This window comes from Hypericibacter terrae (assembly GCF_008728855.1).
Taxonomy (GTDB): Bacteria; Pseudomonadota; Alphaproteobacteria; order Dongiales; family Dongiaceae; genus Hypericibacter; species Hypericibacter terrae.
Window position 1 is genome coordinate 5068630 of sequence record NZ_CP042906.1, and the last position, 16545, is coordinate 5085174.

At 67.6% G+C, this 16545-nt stretch carries 16 protein-coding genes; 8 read left to right on the forward strand and 8 right to left on the reverse strand.

Annotation, left to right across the window (positions count from 1 at the left end; all coding sequences use genetic code 11):
• Positions 1–17 precede the first annotated feature (17 nt).
• Positions 18–410 (reverse strand): response regulator, encoded by a 393-nt coding sequence (locus tag FRZ44_RS23170; protein WP_151179403.1) that lies wholly within the window; start codon positions 408–410, stop codon positions 18–20.
• 414 nt (positions 411–824) lie between these two features.
• Entirely contained in the window at positions 825–1586 is a 762-nt protein-coding gene (locus FRZ44_RS23175) for a DUF3426 domain-containing protein (RefSeq protein ID WP_151179404.1), read from the reverse strand.
• Positions 1587–1884: 298 nt separating this feature from the next.
• On the opposite strand from FRZ44_RS23175, the gene ftsE reads away from it, so the two are divergent.
• From ftsE to FRZ44_RS23205, 6 genes are all read left to right on the forward strand, one after another.
• A complete protein-coding gene (ftsE, locus tag FRZ44_RS23180; protein ID WP_151179405.1) occupies positions 1885–2565 on the forward strand; it encodes a cell division ATP-binding protein FtsE in 681 nt (226 codons plus the stop codon).
• Positions 2562–3461, forward strand: coding sequence for a cell division protein FtsX (locus tag FRZ44_RS23185; RefSeq protein WP_151179406.1), 900 nt, complete (start codon positions 2562–2564; stop codon positions 3459–3461). The genes ftsE and FRZ44_RS23185 overlap by 4 nt, the downstream gene beginning before the upstream one ends.
• 8 nt (positions 3462–3469) lie before the next feature.
• Positions 3470–4138 carry a YdcF family protein gene (locus FRZ44_RS23190; protein ID WP_151179407.1) on the forward strand — a complete coding sequence of 223 codons (669 nt, stop codon included), beginning with the start codon at positions 3470–3472 and terminating at the stop codon, positions 4136–4138.
• 16 nt (positions 4139–4154) lie between these two features.
• Positions 4155–4880, forward strand: coding sequence for a lysophospholipid acyltransferase family protein (locus FRZ44_RS23195; RefSeq protein ID WP_151179408.1), 726 nt, complete (start codon positions 4155–4157; stop codon positions 4878–4880).
• Between the two features lie 271 nt (positions 4881–5151).
• Positions 5152–7491 (forward strand): adenosylcobalamin-dependent ribonucleoside-diphosphate reductase, encoded by a 2340-nt coding sequence (locus tag FRZ44_RS23200; protein ID WP_151179409.1) that lies wholly within the window; start codon positions 5152–5154, stop codon positions 7489–7491.
• Positions 7492–7514: 23 nt separating this feature from the next.
• Positions 7515–7739 carry a zinc-ribbon domain-containing protein gene (locus tag FRZ44_RS23205; RefSeq protein WP_151179410.1) on the forward strand — a complete coding sequence of 75 codons (225 nt, stop codon included), beginning with the start codon at positions 7515–7517 and terminating at the stop codon, positions 7737–7739.
• A gap of 9 nt (positions 7740–7748) precedes the next feature.
• On the opposite strand, the gene FRZ44_RS23210 is transcribed toward FRZ44_RS23205, so the two are convergent.
• Together FRZ44_RS23210 and FRZ44_RS23215 are read right to left on the reverse strand one after the other, a co-directional pair.
• The gene (locus tag FRZ44_RS23210; RefSeq protein ID WP_151179411.1) at positions 7749–8342 is read right to left on the reverse strand and encodes a gamma-glutamylcyclotransferase; all 594 of its coding nucleotides are present in this window, start codon (positions 8340–8342) and stop codon (positions 7749–7751) included.
• On the reverse strand, positions 8339–9265 hold the full coding sequence (locus tag FRZ44_RS23215; RefSeq protein WP_151179412.1) for a DMT family transporter: 927 nt from the start codon (positions 9263–9265) through the stop codon (positions 8339–8341). Before FRZ44_RS23215 ends, FRZ44_RS23210 begins: the two co-directional genes overlap by 4 nt.
• A 128-nt stretch (positions 9266–9393) precedes the next feature.
• Between FRZ44_RS23215 and FRZ44_RS23220 the strand changes: the two genes are divergently transcribed.
• Together FRZ44_RS23220 and FRZ44_RS23225 are read left to right on the forward strand one after the other, a co-directional pair.
• Positions 9394–10404: a DUF2125 domain-containing protein gene (locus FRZ44_RS23220; protein WP_151179413.1), complete on the forward strand. Its 1011-nt coding sequence runs from the start codon at positions 9394–9396 to the stop codon at positions 10402–10404.
• A 152-nt stretch (positions 10405–10556) separates the two neighbouring features.
• The gene (locus tag FRZ44_RS23225) at positions 10557–11651 is read left to right on the forward strand and encodes a S8/S53 family peptidase (protein ID WP_151179414.1); all 1095 of its coding nucleotides are present in this window, start codon (positions 10557–10559) and stop codon (positions 11649–11651) included.
• Positions 11652–11793: 142 nt separating this feature from the next.
• On the opposite strand, the gene FRZ44_RS23230 is transcribed toward FRZ44_RS23225, so the two are convergent.
• The 4 genes from FRZ44_RS23230 to FRZ44_RS23245 form a co-directional block, all read right to left on the reverse strand.
• On the reverse strand, positions 11794–13215 hold the full coding sequence (locus FRZ44_RS23230) for a homospermidine synthase (RefSeq protein ID WP_151179415.1): 1422 nt from the start codon (positions 13213–13215) through the stop codon (positions 11794–11796).
• 315 nt (positions 13216–13530) lie between these two features.
• Positions 13531–14448: a prephenate/arogenate dehydrogenase family protein gene (locus FRZ44_RS23235; protein WP_151179416.1), complete on the reverse strand. Its 918-nt coding sequence runs from the start codon at positions 14446–14448 to the stop codon at positions 13531–13533.
• Positions 14445–15557: a histidinol-phosphate transaminase gene (gene hisC / locus FRZ44_RS23240; RefSeq protein WP_151180434.1), complete on the reverse strand. Its 1113-nt coding sequence runs from the start codon at positions 15555–15557 to the stop codon at positions 14445–14447. Before hisC ends, FRZ44_RS23235 begins: the two co-directional genes overlap by 4 nt.
• A complete protein-coding gene (locus FRZ44_RS23245; protein ID WP_151179417.1) occupies positions 15557–16468 on the reverse strand; it encodes a chorismate mutase in 912 nt (303 codons plus the stop codon). The genes hisC and FRZ44_RS23245 overlap by 1 nt, the downstream gene beginning before the upstream one ends.
• Positions 16469–16545 lie beyond the last annotated feature (77 nt).

Consider the following 16545-nt stretch of genomic DNA (forward strand, 5'->3'; position numbering starts at 1 on the left):
GATAGCGCGCGCCGCGCTTACGCCCAGCCGGCGGCCTGCGGCTGCGTCACGCTGCCGGTGAGGACGTCTCGGACGGCCGTGCGGAACTGATCGACGGTGAAGGGCTTGGTCAGGACGCGATGGACCAGCACGTCGAGATCATGCGCGCGCTGACGCTCATGGGCGTAGCCGGTCATCATCAGGATAGGCAGATTGGGTCGCGACTTACCGAGCTTGAGAGCGAGTGCGATGCCGTCGAGCCGCGGCATGACGATGTCCGTCAGCAGCAGGTCGAAATCTTCCATCTGCAATGCCTCGAGCGCGAAGGCGCCGTCCGTGACGGCCTGGACCTGATGGCCCATGGCCTGGATCACGCGCGTGACCAGCTCGCGTACCGAAGGATCGTCTTCTGCCACCAGAATACGGGCCATCGTCTGCTTGTTCCGTTGTCGCCCTGAATAAGGTCCGGCATGTCGTCCGGGCTCGCTCTTGAATCTGGCGCCGGGTGACGTGGATTCAAGAGAATCACCCGAACCCCAAGAGCGAAACGCGAATGAATGCGCGACACCGAGACTGACGCTTTCGTACTTAATATTGAGTTAAAGCTGAATCGGCCGCAGGCAGGATTCACGGATGCTCAATCTTAGGAAACGAAGCCGCCGGTCGCGTGGGGTCATGCACGATTCGATTTATCGCTTTGATCGGCCATGAGGATTGCAAATCCGCCGGCGCGGATGCGACCGGCTGCCGCAGACCGCGGGGCAGACCGGCCCGGAATCGATCACAGCGGCGGGGCGTGCGTCGTCAATGAATCGGGGGCGTGCGGGAAGGCAACCGAATCGAGATCAGCTGCCGACCGGCTTCTCGGTGAAGGTCACCTCGAGCAGCTTCGCATCCTTCGGCGGATTCTTCGCGGTCGTGGTGAAGGTGACCGTCTCGCCCGGCGCCAGGCTGGTCTTCTCGATGGCGAAGATCCAGTCGAACAGCCATTGGCGCTTCTCCGTGCGCAGTGTCGCCAGGAGGTTCGGCATCGTCACCGTCGCCTGACCCTTGTTGAAGATCTCGCCATGCACCACCAGCACCGGCTGGCCGTCGATGGTCTGGTTCACGAAGGTGATGTTGCTGATCTCGAGATCCTTGCCGAGGACGGGCTGGGCGATGCCGAGCGCCTCATAGATCTCGCGCGCGTCGGGCCAGGAGGCGACCACCTGTTTCTGGAAGAAGTAACCGGCCGCGGCGGCCAGGCCGATGATCACGATCAGCAGAATCAAGATTCCGATCCCGGCGCTCATGCCCTGGCGCGGAGCGGCGGCCCGCGGCCGCGGCGGGATCGCGACGCGCTCTTCGGAGGGACCGCCCAAGGCGCTCGGACCGCCCGAACTTGGGCCGGCGGACGCCGCTGTCATGGCCGCGGGAGCGGCGGCCGGCGGCGGCGCGGGGGAGGGCGCCGGTTCCGGCGCCAGATCCACCCTCTTCGGCATGTCGTCGGGCGGCGTCTGCTGCCAGACATGCTTGCATTTGGCACAACGCACGCGACGGCCTTCGGGCCCGAGCGACGTCGGGTCCATCGAATAGCGCGTCGAGCAGGCGGGGCAGGTGATGATCATGAAAGGCGGAGGTTGCGTCCCTCCTGCCTTATAGGTTTTTGCCGCCAGTTTGGAAAGTCCTGATGCGGCATGCGGAAAAGCCCTGCGGCACCGTCATCGCCGGCGGGGTCCGCGAAGCCCGACCGGATCTTCCCCGGTTCCGGCGGGCGGGGAATCCGCGGCGACTCGGGGGACCCCTCGCGACGCGACTCGGCATGGTGGCACCGGCATCGGGACCGGCCGGCCGCTCGGCTGGACGCAACACCGGACCCCATGCCATGGTCTCGCGTCATTCGCACCCGATGAGGACCGAGCGCCGTTGGTTTTGCTCGAACAAGTGGCCGTGCGTTACAGCGACGGCCCCGAAATCCTGCGCGACATCTCGTTCGCGCTGGCGCCGGGGACGCTGCATTTCCTGGTCGGCCCCAGCGGCGCCGGCAAGTCCACCTTGCTGCGCCTGTTGTCCCTCGCGCTCAAGCCCAGCGAGGGCCGTTTCAGCCTGTTCGGCCGCGATGTCGCCGGGCTCGAGCGGCGCGACCTGCCGGCCATGCGCCGGCGCATCGGCGTGGTGTTCCAGGAGTTCCGGCTGCTCGAGCATCTGACCGCCTTCGACAATGTGGCGCTGCCCCTGCGCCTCGCCAATGTGCGCGAGGCCGAGATCAAGAAGCATGTGGGCGAGCTGCTCGACTGGGTCGGACTGGGCGACAAGCTCGAGGCCCTGCCGCCGACCCTCTCCGGCGGCCAGCAGCAGCGCGTCGCGATCGCGCGCGCGGTGATCGCCCGGCCCTCGCTGCTGCTGGCCGACGAGCCGACCGGCAATGTCGACGACCGCATCGCGCTCCGGCTCATGTATCTGTTCGAGGAGCTCTACAAGCTCGGCACCACGGTGCTGATCGCGACCCATAACGAGAGCCTGGTCGCCCGCTTCCCGCATCATCAGCTCCATCTCGAGGGAGGCCGACTGGCGCCGCGCACGCGCCTGTCGGCGGCGCTGCCTTGAAGTCGGCCGCCGCGATCCTGCGCAGCGACCTGCCGCTGGGCAAGGACGGCTCCTCCCGCTTCCTGCCCTGGATCGTCGGCGCGATGGTCTATCTGGCGGCCCTCACCCTCGCCGGCGTGCTGGCGGCGGGCGAGCTCGTCTCCGGCTGGCGCGCCGAGCTCACGGGCGCCCTCACCATCGAGCTGCCCCAGCCGGTGGAGGCGACCGACGCCGATCGCCAGGCGCGGCTGCAGCGCGTGCTCGATGTGCTCACCGCCACGCCCGGCATCGCGCACGCCGAGGTGCTGGGACCCGACGCGATGGCCGAGCTGATCGGCCCCTGGCTCGGGCCCGATGCCGCGGCGGCCGACCTGCCCTTGCCCGACCTGGTCGCCGTCGAACTCAACAGCGACGCCACCGTCGACAGCGTGGCGCTGGCCCTGCGCCTGGCCGAGGCCGCACCCGAGGCGCGGCTCGACGATCATCGCGACTGGATGGAGCGCGCCGAGCGCCTTTCCTGGCTGGTCAGGCTGCTGGCGATGCTGGTGCTGGGCTTCGTCTCGGCCGCCGCTGCGCTTGCGGTGCTGTTCGTGACCCGGACCGGGCTCGACATCCATCGCGAGGTGATCGAGCTGGTGCATCTGCTGGGCGCACCCGACCGTTACATCGCCCGCCAGTTCCAGACCCATGCGCTGATGCAGGGCTTCCTCGGCGGCGTGCTGGGGCTGGCGGCGGGTGCCGCCACTATCACCGCGATCGGCTGGCTGGCCGCCACGCTCGGCGGCGGGCTGGTGCCGCTGGCGCGGCTCGGCTGGATCGACTGGGCGATCATCGCTTCGCTGCCGGTGGCGGCCGCCCTCGTCGCCATGCTGACGGCGCGCATCGCCGTGCTGCATTTCCTCGGGCGCAGCCTGTGAGACCCTCGATGCGGCAGGCCCGTCGCAACGAGACCGAGCAGCGCCGCCGGCGGTGGGTCCGCCGCCTGGCCCTGCTGTTCCTGATGCTGGGCCTGGTCTGGGTGATCGGTCTGATCGCCTTCGTCACGCGCATTCCCCGCAGCGGCGACATCGACACCACGGCGACCGACGCCGCGGTGGTGCTGACCGGCGGCAGCGAGCGGCTGGAGGCGGGCCTCGAGCTGCTCGCCAACGGCCATGCCAAGAAACTCCTCATCAGCGGCGTCAACAAGGACATCGATCTCGCGACGCTCCTGGGCGCGCTCGAACCCGCGGAGATTCCCAAGCTCTCGCCCGAGACCATCGCCTGCTGCATCGCGCTCGGCTACAGTGCCGAGGACACGCGCGGCAATGCAGTCGAGACCGCCGACTGGATGCGCCAGCAGAAATTCAAATCGATCCGCCTCATCACCGCGGCCTATCACATGCCGCGCAGCATGCTGGAGTTCCACCGCGCCATGCCGGGGGTGCAGGTACTGCCCTATCCGGTCTTCCCGCGCCAGGTGCGCCAGGAAGGCTGGTGGCGCTGGCCCGGCACCACCAATCTCCTGGTGCGCGAATACAACAAATATCTGGTGGCGCTGTTGCGCGGGCTGGTGCTGCCGGGCGATGCCGGCCTCGCACCGGTCAGGCCTTAGGAGCGGGCCCCCGGCGATGGCCCATTTGCGCGCGCTCCTCTTCAACCTGCTGTTTTATCTGTTGACGGCTCTGCTCGCGATCGTCGGCCTGCCGACGCTGCTTTTCGGCCCCGACGCGGTTTATGCGCTCTGCCGGCTCTGGGTCGGGATCACGCTCTGGCTGCTGCGGTCGTTGACGGGTCTCGATCACCGCATCCTCGGCCGCGAGCGCCTGCCGGCCGAGCCGGTGATCTTCGCGGTCAAACATCAGTCGAGCTGGGAGACGCTGGCCCTGGCGATGATCCTCGACCGGCCGATCTATGTGTTGAAACGCGAGTTGATCTGGATCCCGATCTTCGGCCTCTATCTCCTGGGATCGGGTGCGCTCGCCGTCGATCGCGGGGCGGGCGCCAGGGCGCTGCGCCAGTTGATCCGCGGCGCCGAGCGCGCCGCCAGGAGCGGCCGGCCCTTCCTGATCTTCCCCGAGGGCACGCGCACGGCGCCGGGCGAGCATCGTCCCTATCAGCCCGGCATCGCCGCGCTCTATGACAAGCTCGACCGGCCGGTGGTGCCGGTGGCGCTCAATTCGGGGGTGTTCTGGGGCCGGCGCAGCTTCCTCAAGAAGCCCGGCCGGATCACGGTCGAGTTCCTCGACCCGATTCCCGCCGGCCTCGACCGCCGGCGCTTCATGAAAGAGCTCGAGACCCGGATCGAGGGCGCCAGCCAGCGCCTGCTCGAAGCCCCGCCGGCACCCGCGGAATAGGCCGTCCCGGGGCCGTTTCTGCCCGCTTTTCCCACGACTTATCCACAGAATTCCCGAAGCTTGCTCAGGCTTTCCCCGGGATGCTTTCCAGGTCCCTTGTGAATTGGGTTAATACTTCCTACATAACTGAAATCGCTTTATAATTCTTCCACGATGCCAACAACCCCCTGGGAAAACATTTCCGGAACAGATTGGGTTTGATTTGGCTATTCCGAGGCTCCTAGACTGGCGACCCTTTTGCCGCCGCCTCGTTTGAGAAAGAGTCTTTGCGATGCCGCAAGTGACCGCCATCTCCCAGCAGATCTGGGACATGAAATACCGCTTCAAGACGTCCGACGGGCGGCCCTTCGACCGCACGATCGAGGACAGCTGGCGGCGCGTGGCGGATGCGCTGGCCGCACCCGAGCCGGAGCGCGAGCGCTGGGCGGACGCGTTCTACCAGGCGCTGGAGGATTTCAAATTCCTGCCCGCGGGCCGCATCCTGGCGGGCGCCGGCACCGAGCGCACGGTCACGCTCTTCAACTGCTTCGTGATGGGCACGATCCCCGACGATATGGGCGGGATCTTCACCCATCTGCGCGAGGCCGCCCTCACCATGCAGCAGGGCGGCGGCATCGGTTACGACTTCTCCACGCTGCGCCCGCGCGGCGCGCCGGTGAAGGGTGTCGGCGCCGACGCCTCGGGCCCGCTCTCCTTCATGGATGTGTGGGACGCGATGTGCCGCACCATCATGAGCGCCGGCAGCCGCCGCGGCGCGATGATGGCGACGATGCGCTGCGACCATCCCGACATCGAGGCCTTCATCGAGGCCAAGCGCGAGCCCGGGCGGCTCCGCATGTTCAATCTCTCGGTGCTCGCGACCGACGCCTTCATGGCGGCGATCAAGCAGGACGCGCCCTGGGAACTGAAGTTCAACGGCACGACGTACAAGGTGCTGCAGGCGCGCGAGCTGTGGGACAAGATCATGCGCGCGACCTATGGCTATGCCGAGCCGGGCGTGATCTTCATCGACCGCATCAACCGGCGCAACAACCTCTATTACGCCGAGACCATCAGCGCGACCAACCCTTGCGGCGAGCAGCCCCTGCCGCCCTATGGCGCCTGCCTGCTGGGCTCGATCAATCTGGCGGCTTTGGTGAAATCGCCTTTCGAGGACGACGCCGCGCTCGATCTCGCGGAGCTCGACCGGCTGGTGCGCATCGCCGTCCGCTCGATGGACAATGTCGTCGATATCTCGCGCTTCCCCCTGCCGGAGCAGGCCGCGGAGGCCAAGGCCAAGCGGCGCATCGGGCTGGGTGTCACCGGTCTCGCCGACGCGCTCATCATGGTGCGCGCGCGCTATGGCTCGGGTCCGGCGGTGGCGCTGACCGAGCAGTGGATGAAGGCGATCCAGCGCGCGGCCTATCTGGCCTCGACCGAGCTCGCCGCCGAGAAGGGCGCCTTCCCGCTCTATGATGCCGGCGCCTATCTCGCGGGCGAGACCGTGCGCGAGCTGGACCCGGATGTGCAGGAGGCGATCGCCCAGCATGGCATCCGCAACTCGCTCCTGACCTCGATCGCGCCGACTGGCACCATCTCGCTCTTCGCCAACAATGTGTCCTCGGGGCTGGAGCCGGTCTTCAGCTTCAAATACACCCGCAATGTGCTGATGCCCGACGGCACGCGCTCGCAGGAAGAGGTGACCGATTACGCCTACCGGCTGTTCCGGCGGCTGAAGGGCGAGCATGCGCCCCTGCCCGATTACTTCGTCGATGCCCAGACGCTGACGCCCGGCGATCACGTCATCATGCAGGCGGCGGTGCAAAAATACGTCGACAGCTCGATCTCGAAGACGATCAACGTGCCGGTCGATCTCTCCTTCGACGCCTTCAAGGATGTCTATGCCCAGGCCTACGAGCTGGGCTGCAAGGGCTGCACCACCTACCGGCCCAACGACATCACCGGCGCGGTGCTCGAGACCAAGCCCGCCGAGACCAAGGCGCAGGCCGAGTTGCCGCTCACGGTGCCGCAGCCCAGGCCCAGGGATCCGTTCGAGGCCGGCGGCGTCGTCTATATGACGCGCCCGCTCGACCGTCCCGAGGCGCTGCCCGGCCAGACCTACAAGCTGCGCTGGCCCGAGAGCGATCACGCGCTCTACATCACCATCAACGACGTGATCCAGGACGGCCGGCGCCGGCCCTTCGAGGTCTTCATCAACTCGAAGAACATGGAGCATTACGCCTGGACCGTGGCGCTGACGCGCATGATCAGCGCCGTGTTCCGGCGCGGCGGCGACGTCTCCTTCGTGGTCGAGGAGCTCAAGGCCGTGTTCGATCCGCGCGGCGGCAGCTGGATGGACGGCAAATATGTGCCCTCGCTCCTGGCGGCGCTGGGCGACGTCATCGAGCGCCATATGATCGAGATCGGCTTCATCGCCGGCCACCAGACGCCGGGGCTGGCGCTGGAGAGCCAGCGCAAGGTGGTCAATCTGCCGGCCGGCAACACCCAGAGCGCCTCGGACCCCGAGCGCCACAGCCTGCTGCCGCGCTGCCCCAAATGCAGCCAGCCCTCGCTGATCCGCCAGGAAGGCTGCGACCTCTGCACCTCCTGCGGCTATTCGAAATGTAGCTGAGGCGGAAGGGCGCGCGCCGCAGGATGGGGCGCCCCTGCCCGCATTGCGGCCAGCGCATCAGCCGCACCGTCGACGAGTGCCCCTATTGCGGCGCCAGGGTCCAGAGCCAGCGGCCCTGGTATGTCTGGCTCCTGGGCGGGCTGATGGTGCTGATCCTGTTTCTCTGGCTGGGCGATCTCTCGAGCCTCGCCCATTTCGCCGAGACGCTGTTCAATTTCGCACGCGGCGTCGGCAACCAGGCGCCTTAGGCGACGCTGTCAGGACTTCGCCTTCTTGCGCGGCGCGTCCGGGTCGGCATCCGACAACAATCGATGCAGCGGGCCGTCGGCGATGCCGAGCTCGTCCAGATGGCGCACGGTGTTGCGCAGATAATCGAGATTACTCCCGGCGCTGCCATGGCCGTCGCGGATGATACGGACGAGTCTCGCGGGCTCGAGCTTGCCGGCATATTGCGAATGATGCGGATCGGCGAGGAAGGTCGCGGCGCGCATCTTCTCGCCCGAGGCGAGCTCGACCGTGACGTAGCGCGGCTCATAGACGCCGGTTACCATCTCGCGCTCATGCAGGTAGTTCGCGACCTCGGCCTTGTCCTTCGGCGCCACCAGGAAAGCGCGGCCGCGGCAGGCGCCGCCGCGATCGAGCCCCAGCACCAGCCCCGGCTTCTCGACCGTGCCGCGGTAATGCACCGACCAGACGCAGAAGGCGCGATGCCAGCCGCGCAACAGCGCCGCTTCCGCCTTCACATAGGGAAATTCCGGCTTCCACATCAGGGAGCCATAGCCGAACACCCAGAAGTCCCCCTCGGGCGGTGCCGTCAGCCGGCGGCTTTCGATCAGCGGCCCTTCGCTCATGATCGGCCCCAGCGCCAGCGCACGGAACGGCGCATCACGAGCGCCACGCCGCAGGCCGTGAGCGCCATGCCGAAAAGGGCCACCGGTCCCAGGCTTTCGCCGAAGATGATCCAGCCCAACAGGGCCGCCACCGGCGGCGTCAGATAGAACAAACTGGTCACGCGCGAGGCGGCCCCTTTGCGGATCAGCAGATAGAAGATCGAGACCGCGCCCAGCGACAGCACCAGCACCAGCCAGGCCATGGCGAAGATCAGCTCGCCGGTCCATTCGACCGGCCCCCAGCCCAGCGCCAGGGCCAGTGGCAGGAGCACCAGGCTCGCGGCGCTGTATTGGATCACGGCCCCGGTGCGGAGATCGACATGGCTGCAGAAGCGCTTCTGATAGAGCGTTCCCGCTGTGACGCTCAGAAGCCCGCCGAAGGCGAGCACCACGCCCCAGCTCTGCGCAGCGTCGAAATGGAGCTTGTCGAGCAGCACCAGCGCCACGCCGGCAAGGCCGATCGCGAGGCCCAGCCATTGCAGCTTCGTCACCCGCTCGCCGAGGAAGGGACCGACTACGGCCGCGGTCAGCAGGGGCTGCAGCCCGACGATGAGGGCGCTGATGCCCGAGGGGACGCCGGCGGCGATGGCGCAATAGACGCCGCCCAGATAGGCCGAATGCATCAGCAGCCCCACCACCGCCACATGGCCGCGCAGGCGCCAGCCTCGCGGCCAGGGCGCCCGGGTGACGAGGCTGATCGGCAGCACCACTGCCACCACGATCGCGAAGCGCAGGAACAGCAGCGTGAGCGGCGGCGCATAAGGCAGACCCAGCCGCGCGCCGGTGAAGCCCGTCGCCCACATGACAACGAAGACAGCCGGCACCGCCGCCTGGAGCAGCCGCGCGATCGGAGAGGCCGCGGAATCGGCAGCGGGGGCGCTCATGACAGGCCGGGAAAGAGGGAAGGGGAGATCAAGGGACTGAAAAATCTTGGGGTCCGCGTCCATCATAGCGACCGCGCCTGCGCCGGCAAGCGCGCCCGGCCGCCCGTAATCTGCTACATCTCCTGCCCATGACACGGAAATCCCGGATCGCCGCCCTCCTCGCCGTTCTGGTCCTCGCCGGCCTCGCCGGGGGCTGGGCGGTCTGGTGGCATGTCGCCGCCGGGCGCTTCGCCACCTCGATCGATCTCTGGATCGCGGCCCGCCGCGCCGAGGGCTACAAGATCGAGGCGCAGCGCGACCCGATCGAAGGCTTTCCCTTCCGCCTGAAGACCCGTATCGCGGCGCCGAGTGCCGCCGCCGGCGACGGCTCCTGGACCTGGTCCGGCCCCGATCTCGCGATCGACGCGCCGGCCTGGTCGCCCTTGAGCATCGGCTTCGCCATGCCGGGCGCGCATCGGGTCCTGGCCCAGGGTCACCAATATGAGGTCGAGGCCAAGACGGCCGAGGGCCTGCTGTCGCTCGCAACGGATGGGCGGCTCGATCGCTTCAGGCTGACGGCCGGGGGCATCAGCGCGCAGGAGCCGGGCCGGGGCGCCGCCACGATCGACAGCCTCTATGCGACCTTGGGCCAGCCCGCGCCGGATGCGTCCGCCGCGATCGCCGCCAGCCTCGCCTTCGATCTCGGCGCCGAAACCATCGCCCTGCCGCCGGACCCCCGCCTCGCGCTCGGCGCCACGATCGACCATGTCGCGGCCTCGGGCCGGCTCGAAGGGCCGCCGCCGCGCGGATTCGATGCGGTCTCGCTTGCGGCCTGGCGCGATGCCGGCGGCGCCGTCGATCTCAATCTCATGGGTCTGGCCTGGGGCCCGCTCAAGCTCAGCGGCAGCGGCACCTTCTCGCTCGACGATCAATTGCGCCCGCTGGCGGCGGCCAACACCTCGGTCCAGGGTGCCACCGAAACGCTGCAGGCCGTGGCCGATGCCGGCCTGATGAAATCCGGCGACGCGCAGCTCGCGGCCCTGGGCCTGGCGCTGCTCGCCGACGGGCAAGGCCGCGTGAAGGTGCCCTTGACCGCCCAGGATGGCGAGCTCCGTAGCGGTCCTCTCAAGCTCGCTAAGCTGCAACCGATCGTTCGCTAGGCCGCGACGGGCGCCCTTCCCGCCGCCGACAAGTTTCATGACGCCGCCGCGAACGGCGACTAGAATCTTGTCCTAGAGGTGCGGGAGCCCGCGCCTCGTCACGGGGAAGAGAGGCCCAGGTCCCGTGGATCGCTCATAAGAAGGGGAACGACATGAATCCACGCACCTGGAACAGCACCCTGCCGCGCCTGGACGCGGCCCTCAGGGCCGTCAGCAGTCCCGCCGGCGTCGTCGATTGGGGCGACATCAAGGTCGCTCATCTCGACACCGGCTATACCGAGCATCCGGCCTTCGGCGACTGGAGCAAGGGCAAGGTGCCGCTGCTGGTGAACGAGGGCGTGAATTATCTCGAGCCCGGCAAGCCGCCGCTGGATCCGCTGAAAGGCACCGGGCTCATCCGCACGCCGGGCCACGGCACGCGCACCTCGAGCGTGCTCTGCGCGCCGGCGCAGACCATCACCGTCGATGGCGTGAAATCGCCCTTCTCCGGCATGGCCCCCGGCGTTCCGGTCGTGCCCTATCGCGTGGTCGAGGATGTCGTGCTCGAGCCGCAGATGTTCAATCGCAGCATCTGGGTCAATCTCGCGGCGGCCGTCAACCACGCGGTCGAGATCCGGCATTGCAACCTGATCAGCATATCATTGGGCGGACCGGTGTTTCCGGGACCGGAACTGGGGGCCGCGATCGATCGCGCCTATGAGGCGGGGGTGATGGTGGTGGCCGCCGCCGGGCAATACACCGACAGCGTGACCTATCCCGGCAAATTCGATCGCGCGATCGGCGTGGGCGGCCTCAAATCGTCGGAGTCCTGGATCCGCATCTATAATCACTACAATGCCGGCCGCGACCGGGTCGATGTCTGGGGGCCGGCCGATCCGATCTTCCGTGCCGACAGCACGCTCACGAACAGCAAGGGCAAGACCGTCAAGAGTCCGATCTATGGCTGGGGTTATGGCGACGGCACGTCCTATGCCACGGTCCATGTGGTGGCGGCCGCCGCGATCTGGCGCAAGAAACAGGCGAAGGCGCTGCAGAACTACGATGGCTGGCAGCAGATCGAGGCCTTCCGCGTGGCGCTCGCCCAGGCCTATGGCACGCTGCCGCACGAGAACAGCCCCGTCCCCCGCGACCGCGCCGCCGACTACACCACCGGCACGCTCGACGCCTACCGGCTGCTCTACGCGACGTTGCCCAAGCCCGAGCAGCTCACGAAGAACGAGCGGTTGGCGGAGAAGGAGCAGAATTAGAACGGAAGGGCCTTGCGGCCGTCGACTTGTTATCCCCTCCCCCTTCAAGGGGGAGGGTTAGGGAGGGGGCCAACTCGGTGATCGAGACATCCCACTCCCTGACCCTCCCCCGCAAGCGGGAGAGGGAACAGAGTGGCGTAGGTCAACTCACCCTAAAATTCTGGAACTGCCAGGGATCCTTCCAGTCGAGCTGGGGTTCCTTGTAGAGCCGGTCGCGGCCCTGGAGCGGGTTCCAGTCGCTATGGACGCCGACCACGGGCCCGAGATAAGGCCGGCAGATGTCGAGCACATAGTCGTGGTCGAGATCTTCCGGTTCCAGCAGGCCCCGTGTCGGGTTCTCGATCATATACATGCAGCCGGCGAGGACCGGGGCCGCCACCTGGATCGAGGTGGCGTTGAACTCCGGCCCCATGAGCTGGCGCGCCTCGTCGATGCCGAGCTGCGAGCCGTACCAATAGGCGCCGAAATCGCCCATCAGCAGCACGCCCAGCTCGTCGATGCCCTGGGTGATCTCGGGGCCCAGGATGCGGTGCTTGTCCTGGATGTGGAAGCCGTTCATCTGCAGCTCGCGCACCGAGAGCACCGCGTCATTGCAGCAGTGATAGGAGTAATGGCAGGTCGGCCGGAACACCGGCTTGCCGTTGTCCCACACCGTGAAATAGTCCGAGGTGCTGATCGATTCGCCGTGGGTGATGAGGAAACCGATCAGCGGACCGCCGATCGGCGTCCAGGAACGGACCTGCGTCACGCAACCGGGCTGGCCCAGATAGATCGCGCATTTCGGACCGACCGGATGCTCGTGGCCGTCCGCCGGCAGGCGCTTCTCATGCGTGCCCCAGCCCAGCTCCGCGGGCTGCAGCCCTTCGCCGACGAAGCCCGGCACGCTCCAGGTGTTCACGAACTCGCCCGGCTTTTTCGGGTCGTTCGAGATCTGGGTGTCATGCTCGGCGACGTGAACGACCTTGGTCCCGGTCTTCATCATCAACTGCGCCCATTCCGCCTTCGAGGTCGGCTTGGCGACGGAGAGGCCGAGCTTCTTGGCGAGATCGAGCAGCGCCTGCTTCAGGAAATGCGAGACGAGGCCTGGATTGGCGCCATGCGTCAGCAACGCCGAGGGTGAGCCCTTCGGCCACTTCTTCGCATTCTCGAGGGCGGTGTAGCGCAGGAAGTAGTTGGAGCGCTCATGCGCCGGGATCGACACATTGTCGTAATATCCGGCCCAGGGCTCGATGCAGGTGTCGATATAGAGGGCGCCATGCGCCTGGCACCAGTTCATCAGCTCGATCGAGCTGACCTCGACCGACAGATTGATGAGCAGGTCGCCTTTGCCGAGATATTTCGAGAGGACCGCATCCAGATTGCCGCGGACGATCGGCGTGGTCTCGTATTTGAGACCGCGCGCGATGTAGGGCGCCAACGCCTTGCTGCGGTCGTCCGCCTCGACGATCGCCATGCGGCTCAAGGGCATGTCGAAATGCCGGTCGATCAAAGGCAGGGTGCAACGGCCCACCGAGCCGTAGCCCAGCATCAGGATGCGGCCTTTCAAGGGGAATTTTCTGGTCATCTGGTCACCTCCGCTCGGTGTCGATCATACCGTCCGGAAGGAGCGCTCTGCTCGCATCACCGGCCGGAAAGCTTCGACGGCTCCCTCTCGGGCCTCAGTGCCCGCTTTGCTCGCGAGGCACCGATCGATCCAAAAAGGACGCTTTCGGCCGTTGACGGGCCCATCAAGGAGCCCGTTGCACGTGCGTGCGGCGTCTTCGGTTCGGGATATCCAGTAAATTTGCCGGCCGCGCAAGAAAAAAATCTACGGGCGCGCAGGACGGAATGCCTCACCCGGATGGCGGGCAAGGCCCTGGCGGGCGACGAAGCGGCGGTTTCAGGCCTGCTTGGCGTCGATGATCCCGCGCCGGATCGCGCGCGTGCGGGTGAAGAGGGCCTCGAGCTTGTCGCCCTCACCCCAGCGGATCGCGCGCTGGAGCGCAGTCAGATCCTCGGCGAAGCGGCCCAGCATCTCCAGCACCGCGTCGCGATTGTTGAGGAACACGTCGCGCCACATCACCGGATCGGATGCCGCGATGCGGGTGAAATCGCGAAAGCCCGAGGCCGAGAACTTGATGACCTCGCTCTGGGTCGCGTCCTCGAGATCGGCGACGGTGCCGACGATGGTGTAGGCGATCAGATGCGGCAGATGCGAGGTGATGGCCAGCGTCTTGTCGTGATGGCCGGCCTCCATGACCTCGACCTGGCTGCCGCAGGCACGCCAGAACGCGATCATCTTGTCGGTGGCGGCGGCGTCGGTGCCGGGCGGCGGCGTCAGGATGCACCAGCGCCCGTCGAACAGGGTGGCAAAGCCCGATTCCGGGCCGGAATGCTCGGTGCCGGCGATCGGGTGGCCCGGTACGAAATGGACGCCATCGGGCACGTTGGGGCCGAGATCGCGGATCACCGCCTGCTTGACCGAGCCGACATCGCTCAGGATCGCGCCCGGCTTGAGGCTGCCGCGGATGGCCGCACCGATCTCGGCATAGGTGCCGACAGGCGAGCAGATGATGACGAGATCGGCATCCTTCACGGCCGAGGCCGGATCGGCATGGATCGAATCCACCAGCCGGAGCTCGACGGCCTTGGCGCGGGTGCGCTCCGAGCGGGCATGGCCGGCGATATGCTTGGCGAGGCCGCCGCGGCGGATCGCATGCGACAGGGAGGAGCCGATCAGGCCGAGCCCGATCAGCGCCACGCGGTCGAACTGCGGGTTTGTGTTCGGGCTTTTCTGGGGGCTTTTCTGGGTGCTCATCGCGAGCCTCCGGTTTCGGGCCGCCGGCCGGTGAATTCGCGCAATGCCGCCACGGTCGCCTCCATCTCCTCGGCCGTGCCGATGGTGAATCGCAGACAATCCGGCAGGCCATAGCCGGCCATCCGGCGCGGAATGACCCCGCGGCCGTTGAGGAAGGCCAGCGCCTTGTCGGCGCCGCCAGTCGCCTCGGGGAACTGCACCAGGACGAAATTGCAGAGGCTCGGATGGGGGATCAATCCTAGCGCCTCGACCTGCTTGCTGAACCAGGGCAGCCAGCGATCATTATGCGCCCGCGCCTTCTCGGTATGGGCGCGATCCTCGAGCGCCGCCACCGCTGCGGCCTGCGCCGCCGCGCCCGTGTTGAAGGGACCCCGCACCCGATTGAGCACGTCGGCGATGGCGGGCGGACAATAGGCCCAGCCGATGCGGAGCGCCGCCAGGCCGTAGATCTTCGAGAAGGTGCGGACCATCACGACATTGTCGTGGCTCTCGACCATCCCGGCGCCGGCGTCGTAATCGGCACGCGTCACATATTCCGCATAGGCCGCGTCCAGCACCAGCAGCACGTCGGGCGCCAGCCGGTCGCGCAGGCGCTTCACCTCGGCGCTCGGCAGGTAGCTGCCGGTCGGGTTGTTCGGGTTGGCCAGGAACAGGATGCGCGTGCGCGGCGTCACGCGCGCCAGCAGGGCGTCGACGTCGGCGGTCAGATCGCGTTCGGGCGCCGTCACCGGCGTGGCGCCGACGCTCTGCGCCGCGATCGGATACATGAGGAAACCGTGGCGGCTATAGAGCACCTCGTCGCCGGGCCCGGCATAGGCCCGGACCAGCAGCCCGATCAGCTCGTCGGAACCTGCACCGCAGACGATGCGCGAGGGCTCGAGCGCGTGATGGCGCCCGAGCGCCGCGCGCAGGGCGACGGCACCGCCATCGGGATAGCGGTGCAGCTCGCTGGCCAGCGCCTTGTAGGCCTCGACCGCGCGGGGGCTCGGGCCCAGCGGCGATTCGTTCGAGGCCAGCTTGATGATGCGGTTCTGGCCCGGCAGGCTCGATTCGCCGCCGACATAGGGCGCGATCGACATGATGCCGGGGCGCGGGGTCAGCGCCATGATCAACGCCCTCCCTTGGGCTTGGCGGCGATCCCGAGCTCGGCGTCGGTCAAGGGCTCGGCATAGCAGCCGAGCGTCCAGACCTGCTGCAGAGCCGGCCCCAGCCCGCGCGCGAGGCGCGTCAGGCGGTTGTCGTCGGGGCTGAGGAAGCCCGGAACCTCGATCAGATGCAGATAGCCGCCGGTCTCGGCCGGGCCGACGCCGAAGACGCGGAAGCTGGGCTCGAGCGCCTCGGCCTTGAAGGCGGCGGCAAGCGCGCTGCGCGAGAGTTCGGCCGCCGTCTCGACGGCGATGAGGCTGCGGTCGAGGCCCGAGGCCTCGGGAACGATCGGCCCCACCACCAGCGCCTCGACCGGCGCGCCGCGCTCCGAGCCGCGGGCGCCGAAGGGCAGCCGCGCCACGATCCGCGGCGCCTTGGCGTCGCGGCTGAGGAGGAGACGCCACCAATGGTCGCCGTCGGTCGATTGCGGCATCGGCAGCACCGCGACCGAGGCCTCGCCGTCGAACACGGCACCCAGCGCCTGGCGCGCAGACTCGCGCGGCACGAGATGGGTCATGCTGCCGAAATAGTCGCGCGCCAGATCCCAGTAGCCGGCTTCCGCGGCCGAGGGCATGCAGACCGCGACCGAGAAGCTGCCTTCGAGCCGGAGCGAGGCGGACATCAGCTCGCACCACATGCGCACCAGGGTCGCCTTCGACAGCGGGCCGCGATGGCGCTCCACCAGCTTGCGCAGGATGATCGCCTCGCGCGCGGGACGCATATGGACCGCGCGCGCGCCGCCGCTGAGGCTGTTCTTGAGCGCGCCGACCTGCGTCACCACTTCGGCGCGGCGCACGATCAGCTCTTGCAGCGTGATATCGATCTCGTCGATCTGGCGGCGCAGATCGTCGAGGGTGGGTTGGGCCTCGGCCATGCGTTGGGATCCAGCTCTTGGAAAGGCGGGTTAGTGATAGTCGGCCGGCGGCCTAAAATCAAAGAAAACGTTGACAG